The sequence below is a fragment of the Dissulfuribacter thermophilus genome (genome assembly GCF_001687335.1).
Taxonomy (GTDB): Bacteria; Desulfobacterota; Dissulfuribacteria; order Dissulfuribacterales; family Dissulfuribacteraceae; genus Dissulfuribacter; species Dissulfuribacter thermophilus.
Map to the genome: position 1 here is coordinate 14,713 of NZ_MAGO01000013.1, position 14,311 is coordinate 29,023.

The 14,311-nt window shown below is 42.6% G+C and carries 14 protein-coding genes and 1 tRNA gene; 8 read left to right on the forward strand and 7 right to left on the reverse strand.

What is annotated here, in order from left to right:
• The first annotated feature begins 104 nt into the window (after positions 1 to 104).
• Entirely contained in the window at positions 105 to 872 is a 768-nt protein-coding gene (gene mazG / locus DBT_RS10455; protein ID WP_067620256.1) for a nucleoside triphosphate pyrophosphohydrolase, read from the forward strand.
• On the opposite strand, the gene DBT_RS10460 is transcribed toward mazG, so the two are convergent.
• Both DBT_RS10460 and DBT_RS10465 read right to left on the reverse strand, forming a co-directional pair.
• Positions 859 to 2,190 carry a nicotinate phosphoribosyltransferase gene (locus DBT_RS10460; protein ID WP_067620259.1) on the reverse strand — a complete coding sequence of 444 codons (1,332 nt, stop codon included), beginning with the start codon at positions 2,188 to 2,190 and terminating at the stop codon, positions 859 to 861. The genes mazG and DBT_RS10460 overlap by 14 nt on opposite strands.
• Positions 2,171 to 2,737, reverse strand: coding sequence for a nicotinamidase (locus tag DBT_RS10465; RefSeq protein ID WP_067620262.1), 567 nt, complete (start codon positions 2,735 to 2,737; stop codon positions 2,171 to 2,173). Before DBT_RS10465 ends, DBT_RS10460 begins: the two co-directional genes overlap by 20 nt.
• Positions 2,738 to 3,088: 351 nt before the next feature.
• On the opposite strand from DBT_RS10465, the gene DBT_RS10470 reads away from it, so the two are divergent.
• Entirely contained in the window at positions 3,089 to 3,532 is a 444-nt protein-coding gene (locus tag DBT_RS10470) for a hypothetical protein (protein ID WP_067620265.1), read from the forward strand.
• 9 nt (positions 3,533 to 3,541) lie between these two features.
• On the opposite strand, the gene DBT_RS10475 is transcribed toward DBT_RS10470, so the two are convergent.
• Positions 3,542 to 4,468 carry a DUF3108 domain-containing protein gene (locus DBT_RS10475; RefSeq protein ID WP_067620268.1) on the reverse strand — a complete coding sequence of 309 codons (927 nt, stop codon included), beginning with the start codon at positions 4,466 to 4,468 and terminating at the stop codon, positions 3,542 to 3,544.
• A gap of 17 nt (positions 4,469 to 4,485) precedes the next feature.
• On the opposite strand from DBT_RS10475, the gene DBT_RS10480 reads away from it, so the two are divergent.
• From DBT_RS10480 to DBT_RS10505, 6 genes are all read left to right on the forward strand, one after another.
• On the forward strand, positions 4,486 to 5,373 hold the full coding sequence (locus tag DBT_RS10480; RefSeq protein WP_067620271.1) for a 5'-methylthioadenosine/S-adenosylhomocysteine nucleosidase family protein: 888 nt from the start codon (positions 4,486 to 4,488) through the stop codon (positions 5,371 to 5,373).
• Positions 5,374 to 6,384, forward strand: a complete 1,011-nt coding sequence (locus DBT_RS10485) for an SPL family radical SAM protein (protein WP_067620274.1) — start codon at positions 5,374 to 5,376, stop codon at positions 6,382 to 6,384.
• A gap of 18 nt (positions 6,385 to 6,402) precedes the next feature.
• On the forward strand, positions 6,403 to 7,107 hold the full coding sequence (locus DBT_RS10490; RefSeq protein WP_067620277.1) for an SDR family oxidoreductase: 705 nt from the start codon (positions 6,403 to 6,405) through the stop codon (positions 7,105 to 7,107).
• Positions 7,108 to 7,229: 122 nt separating this feature from the next.
• Positions 7,230 to 8,408 carry a glycoside hydrolase family 99-like domain-containing protein gene (locus DBT_RS10495; protein WP_067620280.1) on the forward strand — a complete coding sequence of 393 codons (1,179 nt, stop codon included), beginning with the start codon at positions 7,230 to 7,232 and terminating at the stop codon, positions 8,406 to 8,408.
• Positions 8,374 to 9,243 carry a radical SAM/SPASM domain-containing protein gene (locus tag DBT_RS10500; RefSeq protein WP_067620283.1) on the forward strand — a complete coding sequence of 290 codons (870 nt, stop codon included), beginning with the start codon at positions 8,374 to 8,376 and terminating at the stop codon, positions 9,241 to 9,243. The genes DBT_RS10495 and DBT_RS10500 overlap by 35 nt, the downstream gene beginning before the upstream one ends.
• Before the next feature lie 19 nt (positions 9,244 to 9,262).
• A complete protein-coding gene (locus DBT_RS10505) occupies positions 9,263 to 9,673 on the forward strand; it encodes an EamA family transporter (RefSeq protein WP_067620287.1) in 411 nt (136 codons plus the stop codon).
• Between the two features lie 5 nt (positions 9,674 to 9,678).
• On the opposite strand, the gene mnmG is transcribed toward DBT_RS10505, so the two are convergent.
• From mnmG to DBT_RS10525, 4 genes are all read right to left on the reverse strand, one after another.
• Positions 9,679 to 11,553, reverse strand: coding sequence for a tRNA uridine-5-carboxymethylaminomethyl(34) synthesis enzyme MnmG (mnmG, locus tag DBT_RS10510; protein ID WP_067620290.1), 1,875 nt, complete (start codon positions 11,551 to 11,553; stop codon positions 9,679 to 9,681).
• Between the two features lie 163 nt (positions 11,554 to 11,716).
• Positions 11,717 to 11,804: transfer RNA gene (locus DBT_RS10515), tRNA-Leu, on the reverse strand.
• A gap of 67 nt (positions 11,805 to 11,871) precedes the next feature.
• Positions 11,872 to 12,129: an FmdB family zinc ribbon protein gene (locus tag DBT_RS10520; RefSeq protein WP_067620292.1), complete on the reverse strand. Its 258-nt coding sequence runs from the start codon at positions 12,127 to 12,129 to the stop codon at positions 11,872 to 11,874.
• 284 nt (positions 12,130 to 12,413) lie between these two features.
• Positions 12,414 to 14,255: a DUF3373 family protein gene (locus DBT_RS10525; protein ID WP_067620295.1), complete on the reverse strand. Its 1,842-nt coding sequence runs from the start codon at positions 14,253 to 14,255 to the stop codon at positions 12,414 to 12,416.
• Positions 14,256 to 14,311: the final 56 nt, after the last annotated feature.

Consider the following 14,311-nt stretch of genomic DNA (forward strand, 5'->3'; position numbering starts at 1 on the left):
TGGCATAATCACTGGCTTTACTTTTATAGATATTAATAAATACTAGATTTTTGCATTGAATTTTTAGAGGTATGCACAAATTTTTTACTAAGTAGGGGGACAGCATGATCAATAAACTGTGGGAAATTATAAGGACATTAAGGGCACCAGATGGTTGCCCTTGGGACAGAGAACAGACTCCTCAGTCCGTAAAAAAATACCTCTTGGAAGAGACTTGTGAATTACTAGATGCCATTGATAGCGGGAGTTCACACGAGGTCAAGGAGGAACTTGGAGACCTCCTCTTTATGCTTCTTTTTTTGGCATTTATGTATGAAGAACAGGAAGAGGGATTTCTTGAGGGGGCCGTTAGTCATGTAAGAGATAAAATGATCAGGAGACACCCTCATATCTTTGGTGTGACAACCGTATCCAGTGCCAATGAAGTCAAACAGAATTGGCAGGCCATAAAGGCTGAGGAGGCAAAGTCAAAAGGAAAGAGACCAAGTGTTCTCGGAGAAATTCCCAGGTCACTTCCCTCCCTACAACGTGCGTACAGGTTGGGAGAGAGGGCTTCGAGGGTAGGGTTTGACTGGAAAGATGTAAAAGGAGTCATGGAAAAATTTGAGGAGGAAAGACTCGAATTTGAGAAGGCCCTAGCCACTGCCAATCGAGACCATGTGGAAGAGGAGCTTGGAGACATTCTTTTTACAATTGCTAATCTTGCCAGGCACCTTGGCATCAATCCAGAAGAGGCCCTTTTTAAGACCACACGCCGCTTTGAAGATCGTTTTAAACGTATGGAAGATGAATTTAGAAAGAAAGATATTGACTTAGAAGATGCAGATATTGAGCTTATGGACGAGGTGTGGGCAAGAGTCAAGAAAGATTAAAATGTTTTGGATTGATACGTACCTCATAGACAGGGGCTTTGTGAAGGGCCTTTAAGTGATTCGGAAGCATATTCAAGGATGTCCTAAGTCGTTGCCTTGCATCTTCAATGGCGAAGGCACTATTAACTACTTTCCCCTGTTCGACGATAGGCTTGAGTAGGCACTTGGCAGTGGCTGATGTGTTCATAGTCTTATCACAAAGGACTAGTTCGTCGAAGATCATGCCTCCATTTTCGTCAAAGTGCCTTATTACCTGTTTTTGGCCAGGAAGGGTTGCCTTGCCCTTGGAGCGTTTAAAGGTCTTTTTACCCGAATATTCAACGAGTTTGTAGGCACAGTTTAAATAAGGTACATCTACTGAAGTGACCACTCTTGTCCCTACTCCAAAACCGTCAATTGGGGCATTGGATTCTACCAATCTTGCCACTGAATATTCGTCGAGGTCACCGCTGGCAATTATTTTGATGTCGTTATAACCGGCTTCATCAAGAAGCAGTCTTGCCATGCGTGATTCCTCAGAAAGGTCTCCGCTATCTATCCTAATTCCAAAGGGATTAATGCCTTCCTTTTTTAGTATTTGAGTGGCCTTAATAGCAGTCTCTACTCCCTGTTTCACATCGTATGTATCTACAAGGAAAATTGGCCTCTGGGGGTAGGTCCTTGCAAAGTTTAAGAATGCCTCAAGCTCGTTTCTATGGGCCTGAATATATGAGTGTGCCATGGTCCCAAATATTGGGATACCGTAGAGTTTTCCAGCAAGTACTGTAGACGTGCCATTAAAGCCGCCTATGTATGATGACTTGGCTGCCAAAAGTCCTGCCTCGCCTCCGTGGGCACGTCTGAGTCCAAAATCTACAACGGTTTTTCCTCTTGAAGCCAATGAAACTCTGGCCGCTTTACTGGTGATGAGGATCGAGTACTGTAGGACATTTATTATCCTTGTCTCAAGGAGTTGTGCTAGTGGAAGAGGGGCTTTTACCTGGAGAACTGGTTCCATGGGGAAGAAGACAGTACCTTCGTCCATGGCATAAACGTCACCTTTAAATTGTAGTTCGGAGAGATATTCAAGAAAATCTTTGTTAAATAGGCCTGTTGATTCCAGGAATTTTAGGTCTTCTGAGGAAAAACTGAAATTTTTTAAAAAATTGATGATTTCTTGAATCCCAGAGGCTACAAGAAAATTTCTTTCCGCAGGTAATTCTCTGACAAAAAACTCAAAGCAGGCCGTACCCGTAAGGCCCTTCTCTACATATACCTGGGCCATTGTGAGCTGATAGAGATCTGTTAATAGGGGAGAATCAAATGAATTCTGCACCATTTTTTTCCATTTCTTCTATGGCCTTTTTTGAATCCCCGGGGTTTACATCAACCCCCCTTATTGCTGATCTAATCACTACGACTTCAAACCCAAGTTTAAGGGCATCGATTACAGTGGCTTTAACACAATAGTCAGTGGCAAGTCCTCCAATATAAAGTCGGTTTATAGACATCTTTGTGAGCAGAGGACCGAGATCTGTTCCCTCAAATCCTGAATAGGCATCTTTGTTGGGATCAGTTCCCTTGGATATGATTATGGCTGATTTGGGCAATGCCAGGGTGTTTGGAAACTCTGCCCCATGGGATTCCTGGATGCAGTGGGGCGGCCAAATCCCACCGTAATCCTTAAAAGATGTATGATTTGGGGGATGCCAGTCCCTCGTGGCAAATATGGGTAAATCCTTGGCAGACACTCTTTCAATCCACTGATTTAATTCTGGGATCACCTTGTTACCTTCTGGGACCGGAAGGGCTCCAGAATCAAGAAAGTCGTTTTGAACGTCTACTATTAAAAGGGCATCGTGATCTTTTATGGCTAAATGAGACACTAAAAAACTCCTTTTCTCTTATTTTTGTGTACCTAAGTTAAACTAATGATCCACAGACCTATTAAGATGGATACAGATATATTACTCTCTGGCCAATGGGCCGAAAAAAGTGCCTCGTTTAAAGATCCAAATGAATCCTTAGGTTCCAAAATGATATATATAGTCTTATGAGTCTGCAAGAGTGTATTTGTATATTCATGTTTCGATCTAGCTAACAAAACAATCTGATGTCTCATTCATTAAATCCGGTCCAGGGTTGGCCTATTAAGATTTAATTTTCAAATGGGGCTTTACTTGATCAGAATATTCATTTATACTATTGATAATAGTTCTTAAAAAGGAGTTTTTATCATGTGTGTGGAAATTAAGATAACCTGTCAATGCGGTAAAAGAGATGCATTCTTTAATCTCAGGGACAATATACTGATTCCAGAAAGTATCAGTGCCTTATATTGTCCAGACTGTTCACAAGATATTCACTTTGATCCTATGACGATGTTAAACGATAATGGTTGGGTCATTCATTATGACATGGTACTTTCCCATGCACTCATTAAAGAAAAACTCGGTATTGATCCAGAAGAAGTGACTCCTGAATTTATTTTTGATAACGGGTACGCAACCTGGAGAGAAATGTATCCTGGAGAACAGGATGATATAAAAGAGGAGAAAGAAAAGATAGTAGCTATTTTAAAAGATGATCCAAAACGCTATTTCAAGGAGATGAGTCGGTGGGCAAATGCACGTATTGAAAGGCTCAAGAAAGAAGGGTGGAGAAGGGCGTTAATTGCCTAAAAATCTAGATTAATGAGACTCATAATCTATTAAAACTGCTACTACTTTTCCAATAAATATTTCTGCTTCCATCTTCAAAGGAATAAAAGGAGGTCGCGAATCAAACCATACATATATGTGGCCTCCTTTCTTCTTTCTAAACACTCCATGCATTCTTTCCCAGATGGGTTGAACCTTTATTGAGTCAAAAGATCCAAAGGGCACTTCTAATTTTTCTCGTTTTATCTTTTTAATTATTACCTTATCGAGGTGTTTTCCGTCTGTTGCACTAAGGGTGCACGACTCATGATTCTTGTCGCATGTAAAGCGATAGGCAAAAAGGATAGAGAATGGGTCAAAGACAGGAGGAGACGCATGCAGTTCTGGCATGGGTTCTGAATTCTTTTTGTAGGTGACTTTTTCTTCTTGTGGAGAATAATATACTAGGTCATGACGTTTATAGCGGCCTTCTCTGATTCTTTTTTCATAGATGGAAAAAGATGAGAAATCTTCTGGTACAACGGACTTAAAATAATCGCGTACCTTAAAAAAAAGATCAAAGGCGCGAATGCTTTTTGCGGTCATTTCAAGTAGATATGATTTGGTTTTGTGTTGGAGAGAAATTGTTCCTTCACCAACCTTTAAAAGCCCTTGCCACGAGATCCTGTATTTTAATCTTTCAAACTCAGGAGGTGAGGTTATAGTCTTAGTCGTGGTGGTGCTCGCATTTAAGATTGATGGGACAAAAAGGCCTATTAAAATAATGAGCAATACCACATAGTTTTGTAAGTGTTTATATGGAACCCCGTCGGCTTTGTTGTCTGGGCCCCGCCCAACAGAACTGCATCCATCAGGCCATATGAGCAGTATTGAGGGTGCCATGCGAGCGCTTACTGGTACGAGCTTTAGGATAAAGGAGCTTTGTCTGAGTTTAAGAGCAGTCAAAAAATTTTTCATTTGGTGGTTCTCTTTATATGATCGTAATTATATGTGCACTCTATAAGGAAGCAGCTCCCCTTGTAAAGGCCTTGGGACTCAGATCTTCGGAAAATTGGGGTAGGTTTAAGGTCTATGCCTCAGATGACATCCTTTTGGGTGTGACTGGTGTGGGTAGTCTGGCCTCTGCAATATTTACCTCAAAGCTCCTGGAGAGACTGGATGGAACCGTTGACTTCCTTATAAATGTGGGAAGTTGCGGGGTGACACCAATCGGTCAAGAACGATTTGCAATAGGGGATCTCATCCTCTGTCACACAGTGTCGGGTATAATGGGGAAACGTACATTTCATCCAGATATCTTCTTTCAACACCCATTTCAGGAGGGGAGCCTCATATCAAGCATCCAACCTGTAGCAAAGGGAGGAGAATCTCCATTTAAATTCCATGATTTAGTGGATATGGAGGCATATGGGATGTTAAGTGCATCAGAATATTTCCTCCCTCCTTCCAGAACCCATGTCCTTAAAGTGGTATTGGATGCCCTTTCACCGTCGAGCGTTACAGGAGATCAACTGACCCGACTTATAGAAGACAGGGTCAGAGAGCTCTTCGTCTTTTTAGAGAATATTCGGTGTGTCCTTTCAAAAATGCCTTTTCAAAAGAATCTTGGCGAAGAAATCAAAGGGCCTTTTACATCAATTATTCATAAAGCTGAAGAGCTTGGTTTTTCCAAGACCATGATTTCCCAATTAAAGGGGCTTTTGAGGTATGGACAATTAAATGACACAGCAAAAAGATATATTATAGAGACGTTTGAGGCAGAATCCATTGAGTCATTGCGCTCCAAGCGTCTTCAAAAACGCCTATTAAGAGAATTGAAAGATAGGCTTCAGACAATTCCAATCATTTTGAGTAGTAACTAAATGTTTAAGCGAATATATGTGGAAAAGGCTTTAGAGGATCACTCCTACGTGAAAGATTTGCTTGAAAAGAGGCGAGATAGTACGCCAAGTGTGATCATAAGCCACTATAAAGACGTCTTTTCAAGAGAAAGGCAAGAATATCATCTTCAAAAGGAGAGTCCCAGCCTCATACTCGCTGCCAAACGTCCTCCTTTTCTTTATAAGGGGTCAAAGAGGTGTAAGGCTCTAACAGATACCAATGGAGTCCAAAGAGATTTCTACGCCCTTCCTTTGATGAATTGCCCAATGAATTGTGAATATTGTTTTCTAAGGGGGATGTATCCCACTGGAAATATCGTATTTTTTGTGAATTTCAAAGAGATGTTTGAAGGTTTGCAGCATGATATTGACGAATATGAGGCACACTTTGTGGCCCTCTCCTATGAATCAGACCTCATTTTCTTAGACCCTGTACTGCACTGCCTTGATCCATGGCTTGACTTTGTAAGTGAGTGCCCTAGTACACTTTTTGAACTCAGGACCAAGGCAGGTATCTTAGGAAGTCTGTCGAATAGACCTCCATTGAAAAACCTCATTTTATCTTGGACCATTACTCCAAATGCAATTCAAAAGGCATTTGAAAGGGGTGCACCTCCTTTAAAGGCCCGTCTGAATGCTGCTAAAAGGGCTATTGAAATGGGGTGGAGGGTCAGACTCTGTATCGATCCAATCTTATATGTAGATGCCTGGGATAGGCATTATAGGGCGTGTATTGATGATGCATTTTCGCTCTTAGATCCAAAAGGCGTGGAAGAGGTCCAAGTCGGTATCTTTAGGATGGCAAAGGGGCATCTAAAAAAGGCCAGACAGCGATTTCCGTCATCCGCTCTTTTACACTATCCTTATGAATTAATAGATGATACCTTTTCATATCCTGAGGCCATTACATCCAAGTTGATTGAGGAAGTGAGAAGAATGCTTTTTCATTATGTAGATAAGAAAAAAATAAAAATTGTCGGCATGCAGGGATAAGGAGCATAGTGGGCCATAATGAAGGCATGTGTGATCACTGGTGCATCATCCGGAATAGGTCTTGAGCTGGCGAATCGTTTTTTAAAAAGGGGCTTTAAAGTCTACGGACTCTCTAGAGAACCTGATAAAGCCCCTATTAAAGATCAATCAAATTATGAACCTATAGCATGTGACCTAAGAAATAGAGAAGACATTCTAAGGGCCTCCAGGCGTGTACTTGAAGGAGAAAAGAGGGTTAAGGTGCTTATAAACAATGCGGGTATTGGCCATTTTGGCCATCATGACTCCCTTAGCCCTCTTCAAATAGAAGAGATGATAAACGTAAATCTCCTTGCCCCATGTTTGCTCACTCGGCTCTTTCTTGGAACTCTTCGTGCAAACAGAGGGCATATAGTCTTCATTTCCTCTGTAGCTGGCACTGGTCCAAGCCCAATGGGAGCCGTATATGGCGCAACAAAGGCGGGGCTCAGCCACTTTGCAAAGAGCATCTTTGAAGAAAATCGTAGGTCAGGTCTAAAGGTTCACACTATAACCCCAGATATTACCAATACCGCCTTTTTTGATTCCCTATCCTTTGGCCCCTTTATTAAAGACCCAGAATCCTATCTCGAGCCAGGGGACGTAGCCGATGCAGTGGAATTTGCATGTTTTTCAAGGGAACCTGTAGTGGTACAGGAGATTGTAATAAAACCACAGGTTTTCAAAATAGAAAAGAGACCTTAAAAAAGTTTTGAGTGTTGAGTTTTGAGTTGAAGGGGAAAAGCGTTTGGAAGAAGACTTGCCATTGTGCAACACGGATTTGGTAGCGACATGGGGGGCCACAAAGGCAATTAATGATCATGTGAGTGGTTGAACCAATGGATCTTTTTTACTATTCGAAGCGACCAATAATAGGTGCATATTATTATACTGGTTGGCATCCATTAAAAGAAAGGGAAAAACACCTTGGTCCAAATTGGACAGAATGGGAGCTCGTTCTCAATGCCCCACCTCGATTTGATGGCCACGACCAACCAAAGATCCCTCTTTTAGGGCCATACGATGATAGACGGCCTGAGACCCTTAGGTTACAACAGTCTCTTGCTAGGAGCTTTGGCATAGATTTTTTTTGCTTTGGGGCCTTTTGGTCAAGAGGAGAACGTTTTTTTGAAGCTCCTCTTGATGACGCCTTTTTGAAAAATGGGGGGGCAGAAGGCTTTCCCTTTTGCGTAATGTGGGCAAACAGGCTCCCTAGAAAGGTCCTTCCTGTAAAGATCAGGCCTAAAGAGGTCATCGAGGAATCGAGGAGGGTTACCACCGATATTGACGATTTTCTAAACCTCATAAAAACATTTGAAAAATTGTATTTCAGAAGACGAAATTATGTTAAATTTAAAGGGGCACCTCTTTTCCTCATCTTTGACAGCACTTTTTTCTTGAGAGAACTCGGAATAGACAGCGCAAGGACTGCCATACTAGAAGCAAAGAGGTATCTTGCTGCCTGTGGCTATGAAGGTGGGCTCTATATCATTGCTGTAAACCCTGTGCTCAATTCGTCAAAGGGCCAACCAGATTTTATGGCCTTATATAAGGAGGCAGGATTCGATGCCATAACCCATTATGTATTTCTTCCCCACTGGAAAGGGCCATATGTACAAGACTATGAAGAACTTATGATAGAAAGGTCCAGCCAGTGGCAGCTTTTTAGGGAGAGGTCAAACATGCCATATTTTCCAAGTGTTGCTACTGGATGGGATGCCACTCCAAGGGGCGCCATTTTTGAAAAGAAGCGTCCTAAACGTTATCCCTGGTGGCCTATAGTTTTAGGAAATAGCCCAGAACTCTTTTCAAAGTACCTTGTTAAGGCCTTAAAATTTTCTTTAAAGGAAAATCCTATTGGTCTTAGTTTCGTGGCCTCAATGAATGAATGGAGTGAAGGGCATTATCTTGAACCCTGTTCAAGATTTGGTTTTGGTTGGCTAAGAGGAGTTCTGGAGGCAAAACAGAGAATTGAAGGAGTTCATACCTCACTCAATAGATCTTGAGATAACAAATTATTGTGAAAATAATTGCCTGATGTGCCCAAGAGATGCAATTTTGCGTCCTAAGGGCATGATGGATAGAGTGGTCTTTGATCAAATAAAGGATTTTATACGGACATGGGATGCACTGGTCACTATTTCTGGTATGGGAGATCCCCTGTTACACCCAAGTTTATTTGAATATATTGAAAAATTGAATGATGAAGGCATTAAGAATGGCATTGTAATAAATCCACTGAGTCTCATAAAAAGAAAGGGCGCTTTAGAGGACTTAGCCAGGGTCAAACCAGGTGTAATCACTGTTTCATTTCCTAGCATAGTAAAGACAGTCTTTGAGTCACTGATACCAGGGGCATCTTTTGAAGACTCTGTAGAGCTGGTCAAGATATTACATGAACTTTCAAAGGCCAAGAGATTTGGTCTCAGGGTGTCTGGACTCCTTACAAGTATGAATTCCTCGGAACGAGGAGAATTTATTTCGTTTTGGAAGAAAAGAGGAATAAATGTTTGGGTAAGGAGGTGTCATTCAAGAGGAGGAAATTTAAAAAATGGACTCCCCTTGCGAGTAGCTTCAGAGCCCAATGGTATGTGTTGGCTCTTTAAAGTACATGCATTTTTTTCCTGGAACGGCGATATGCTTTCGTGCTGTCACGATTTAAAAGGGGAGACATCCATGATCAATGTACTTGAATCCAGGCAAGATGAGATCTTCAAGGTGAGGAGAATGGCTTTTTCAAGAAGGCCACACTTTGAGCTTTGCTCAAGATGTGATGAAGAACTAAAAAGTCCATCGGGTTCTCTCCTAAGGTCTTTTCAAAGGTTGAGTTTAGAAAAATGACCAGGACTCGGAGTATAAAATGAAGATATGGTTTTTTTATGCGGTGCTCTCATTGTTGTTATATGGTTTTTGGGGGTTTTTCCCAAAATTGGCGGTAAAAGAAATAAGCCCAGAAAGTGCCCTTGTCTATGAAATTGTAGGTGCCTTATGTGTTGGGATCACTACCATCCTTTTTATGGGATTTAAGGTCGATTTTAGCCCAAAAGGATTTTTGTTTGCGTTTCTTACAGGCATCTCTGGAATGGTAGGGACCCTATTTTTCTTTAAAGCCACTAAGGGAGGACCTGTCTCAGTTGTGGTGAGTCTAACAGCCCTCTATCCCCTCATCACAATAATCCTTGGTGCCATTTTTTTAAAAGAGCCCATAACATTTCGTCAGTTCGTGGGAATGGCAATAGCCCTTTTTGCAATTTATCTAATGAGCTCGTGAACGGACTATCCAATCCCTTGTTTTTTAAGATATATCCTAATAACTGAGAGGGCAGCTGGGGTAATCCCTGAAATCCTGGATGCCATTCCAAGAGTCTCTGGCCTGGCCTTTGAGAGTTTTTCCTTTACCTCTGTGGAAAGCCCTGGAATAGTCGAATAATCAAAGTCTGAGGGTATCTTAAGGGCTTCTAACTGTCTCAATTGTTCGATTTCGTGGATCTGGCGCTGTATGTATCCAGCATATTTTATCTCTGTCTCTACTTGGGAGAGGACTTCTTCATGAGAATCCTTAAGAAAAGTATATCTTTCCTTTACCTGATCGAGTCCGATTTCAGGCCTTTTTAGAAGTTCTCTTAGGCTAAGAGGTGTCTTAATTGGAGAGGAACCTAGGGATTCAATCCAGACATTTGTGTCGTGATCAGGATATAGACGTATTGAAGAGAGCTCTTTTAAAATTTTTTCGATGGCTTCCTTTTTCCTCTCAAATTTTCTCCAGGCATCATCGCCAACTAGACCAAGCTTTCTTCCTATTGGCATGAGCCTCAAATCAGCATTGTCTTCCCTTAAAAGGAGCCTATATTCAGCACGCGATGTGAACATCCTGTAGGGCTCTTTGGTCCCTTTGGTAACAAGGTCGTCAATAAGCACACCAATGTAGCCCTCTGAGCGTTTGATAACGAGTGGAGGCTCTTCTTTAACCTTTAGTGCGGCGTTTATACCGGCGATCAGGCCCTGTGCTCCTGCCTCTTCATAACCACTTGTGCCATTAATTTGGCCGGCAAAATAGAGTCCTTCCACAAGATGAGTCTCTAGGGTTGAACGAAGTTGCACTGGATCACTATAATCATATTCAATAGCATATCCTGGCCTCAGTATGACTGCATTTTCGAGTCCAGGGATAGAACGCACCATTTCAATCTGTATGTCAATTGGTAGGCTTGTGGAAATGCCGTTGGGGTAAACCTCTACAGTATCTCTTCCCTCAGGCTCCAAGAATATCTGGTGCCTTGGCCTCTCAGGGAAACGGTGTACCTTGTCCTCTATTGATGGACAATACCTTGCTCCAACCCCTTCTATAATCCCTGTAAATAGTGGAGAACGCTCAATTCCCTTTTTTATGATTGCGTGGGTCTTCTCTGTTGTGTATGTGATGTGACATGGGACCTGATCAACTGGTTTGGGATCTGAGCTAAATGAAAACAAGGGAGGAGGTGTATCCCCTGGCTGCATCTCGAGGTTCGTGTAGTCTATTGTATTTGCATGTAGCCTAGGGGTCGTCCCCGTCTTCAAACGGCCCATCTCAAAACCCAGATCTTTAATAGACTGTGAGAGCTTGTTTGAGGGTGGGTCGCCGAGCCTGCCAGCAGGAAAGTTGTGTAGTCCAATGTGAATGAGGCCTCTTAAAAATGTTCCTGTAGTGACAACAACGGTCTTGCCATGGATTTCTTGGCCAATGGTGGTTGTCACTCCATACACACGGCCTTCTTTTACCAGAAGGTGCGCCACCATTGCCTGAATGATGTCCAGATTCTCTTGTTGCTCTAGGACCTGTTTCATCCTAAGTCTATATAAAAGTCTATCTGCCTGGGCCCTCCTTGCCCTTACTGCAGGTCCCTTGGACATATTTAAGCGCCTGAACTGGATGCCGGTTTCATCGATATTTTTAGCCATCTCCCCTCCAAGGGCATCTATCTCCCGGACAAGATGCCCCTTGGCAAGACCACCAATAGCGGGATTACAGCTCATGGCACCGATTGCATCGAGGTTGATTGTGAGGATACAGGTCTTTACGCCGAGTCTGCTAGCAGCTAAAGCGGCTTCGCATCCGGCATGTCCAGCCCCGACTACTATTACATCATATTCCTTTGGATATATACTCATTGCTAAGTTTGAAGTCCGTTAAGAGTCTGTGAGAAGAAAGTTTTAATCCATTCTTAAAAAGACCGTCCTATGGTTTCTATGGAACCAAAGAAACTGAATCATTTTTACTCAAGAGAAAAGCGGCCGTATTCTCTAATTTAAAGAAATGGATTTCAAATAAAATTGGTGCCCGGGGCGAGACTCGAACTCGCACGGAGCAAAGCTCCAAGGGATTTTAAGTCCCTTGTGTCTACCAATTCCACCACCCGGGCTTGTGGGTTCCATAAATTACCCTAAAAAATTGTGTCTGAAAAGGCCCTCTTATAGGCTTTTAGAAAATTATTTGTAACCTGGTAGATTAAAACTGGTGCAGCTTCCTGTATCGCAGGAATGTTGTTTTACATTGGGACCTGTGGATTCAGCACGGGAAGAACCTTGTCCTCCACCAGCAACGGAAAAATTTGACGCACTCATAAGTTTATTACATTCAGGGCTCTGACACTTTGGGCACCGTACAGCCTCTAGTTCTTCTTTATTCATTATAAGGAGTTCAAACTCATAGTCGCAACTTTCACACTTAAATTCATGTATTGGCATTTTACATCCTCCTGAAAAGAAAATGTCTTTAGGATCAATGTTGTATTTAAGGATAAAATTGAACTTTACCTAAATTTTGCAAGGGGTTAAAGCTATGGTATTCGACTTTTTAAGTTTTGTCATGTCTTATTAGTCACATTGGTCCAAGGCTTTTGGTTATCTGGAGGGAGCGTAATTACATTTTCCTATAGGGGATTGCACTGGCCTGAGAGTGGAAATGAACAAAAAAAGGGAGGTGGTCAAGCCCCCTCCCTTTTTTTTATTTGCTATTATTTATACACCAATTAGAAGTAAACTTCAAAGGTCATGTAGAAGTTATCCATTCTATCCACAGGGGCAAACTGCTGGGCATTGAGCATATTGTCGAGGTCATCCATATCCACTGGTTTACCCATCCAGTTGCCGCTTCCTGTGTAGTCGATCCAGTAGTACTGATAGCCGAATCTCATGAAGGCCTTGCCGTATTTGCTAAGAGGTGTATCTGGTATATCCCAAATCCAGTAAACCTCAGCAACATCACCCCTTGTGGCAAGCTTGGACAAATACAGGTCATCAGCTGCAGGGGTAAAATTGATCCAGTAACGGGATCCATGGTTGTATTCAAGTCCGATCTTGCTGTTGAGCTGTTCAACTGGAATTCTGACTCCCACGTATGCAGCCCAGCCCCAGTGATTGTCATTTTCGCCAGGAGCATTCAAAAGACCTGGGAATAGGCCGGTTGGATCAACAAAATTGCTGTCAGTACGGCTGAGACCAGCACTGATGAAGTAATCAATTCCTCTGAATTTGTGCATAAAGACACCGCTTGCGTGGTAAATGTCTCCTACCTGATAGCCTTTAAAAAGGCCGTTTGTGAGGAAATCCATGTTGTTGAGGGCATTGTTTGGATCAGCGGGATTTACCACTAACAGTGAATAAAATTCCATATAATTGGGCACATCAGCTGCTCTGAAGAGCTGAATATTTGCAAACATTTCGCGGTCAGGATCGTTGATCACATCCCAGCTAATTCCATAGAGATCAGTATCATCTAAGCGATTGCCGCCGAACAAGTCATATGCATCACCGAATCCTGATTCATAACCTCTTCCGTAGCATACACGGATCTTACCAGGCCATGGATCGGTGTACATATATCCAATGGTAGCGCCGTCAAAGGTCCAGTCAACACCGAGGGCAACAGGTGTTGCATACCTCTTGTCATAGTTGTACTTGAGCTGAAGTGGTGGGCCATCAACTGTAGGCCTACGTCCTACTGAAATCCACATAGGTAGGCCAAATATGTTGGTGAAGTTGACATATGCCATTTCTACTCTGAGGGTGTTGTCATTTGGACGTCTAGAGATATTGGGATCCCAGATAAAGCCGTTCATCCCAAAGGGCACTGCTGTAACACTTGAAGTCTCCATGCCCCAGACCTTGTACATGGCAAGGCGACCTTTGAATTTAATGTTTTCAGTGGCCTTTACTTGGATGTTAAAGCGGAGTCTATTGGTATAGAGTGTATCATTTCTAATGTCTCTGCTGGAAAATTTTGCAGCATTGACGTCATTTGGATCGATTCCGGCTAGTTGAAATAGTCCGATTCTCGCCTCATCATTGAGGGCTCCCAGCATACTGAAGAGCGCTGCCTTTCTGGCCTCTTCGCCCAGCTGGTCCCATACGCCCATGAGTTGACCTAACTGGACCTGGAGATCCTGTGGCAGTGAAGCAAGAGCAGGTTGCATAGTGGTACCGAGGGTCTGAGCATCCATTGCTGAAAAGGTGTTCAAGGCAGAGCTGATTGGACTAAAGAGTAACTTACCATCCCAAAAGCCTTTTATATGTGCCCTTGTTGAATCCAGTCTAAATCTATAATCCCCAGAAAGATCAAAGCGGCCAGTACCATCTACTGCTACGCTTTCCATTTTCTCGGCAAGTTCTTCAACTGTATCTGCAACCTCTTCCTGTTCGTCCTGCTTTGCCTTTACTTCCTTGAGTTGTTGCTTTACCCTTTGGAGTTCTTTGCTAAGTTCCTCAATTCTTTGGAGCAATTCGTCTGTACTAGGAGCTGCAGCCCCTCCTCCAAAGGCCATTTGGGGAATGACTAAGCAGAAAAACAATACCCCAATGAGAAAATGTTTCATAAGTAACCCCTCCGTTTGATTTTGTTTTTTTGCAAGGAGTGACCTTGCATTTTTCA

Bases quoted from the DNA above. Each gene is read 5' to 3' on its own strand.
- mazG (WP_067620256.1), top strand. From the start codon at position 105: ATGATCAATAAACTGTGGGAAATTATAAGGACATTAAGGGCACCAGAT.
- DBT_RS10460 (WP_067620259.1), bottom strand. From the start codon at position 2,190: ATGGTGCAGAATTCATTTGATTCTCCCCTATTAACAGATCTCTATCAG.
- DBT_RS10470 (WP_067620265.1), top strand. From the start codon at position 3,089: ATGTGTGTGGAAATTAAGATAACCTGTCAATGCGGTAAAAGAGATGCA.
- DBT_RS10475 (WP_067620268.1), bottom strand. From the start codon at position 4,468: ATGAAAAATTTTTTGACTGCTCTTAAACTCAGACAAAGCTCCTTTATC.
- DBT_RS10480 (WP_067620271.1), top strand. From the start codon at position 4,486: ATGATCGTAATTATATGTGCACTCTATAAGGAAGCAGCTCCCCTTGTA.
- DBT_RS10485 (WP_067620274.1), top strand. From the start codon at position 5,374: ATGTTTAAGCGAATATATGTGGAAAAGGCTTTAGAGGATCACTCCTAC.
- DBT_RS10490 (WP_067620277.1), top strand. From the start codon at position 6,403: ATGAAGGCATGTGTGATCACTGGTGCATCATCCGGAATAGGTCTTGAG.
- DBT_RS10505 (WP_067620287.1), top strand. From the start codon at position 9,263: ATGAAGATATGGTTTTTTTATGCGGTGCTCTCATTGTTGTTATATGGT.
- mnmG (WP_067620290.1), bottom strand. From the start codon at position 11,553: ATGAGTATATATCCAAAGGAATATGATGTAATAGTAGTCGGGGCTGGA.
- DBT_RS10520 (WP_067620292.1), bottom strand. From the start codon at position 12,129: ATGCCAATACATGAATTTAAGTGTGAAAGTTGCGACTATGAGTTTGAA.
- DBT_RS10525 (WP_067620295.1), bottom strand. From the start codon at position 14,255: ATGAAACATTTTCTCATTGGGGTATTGTTTTTCTGCTTAGTCATTCCC.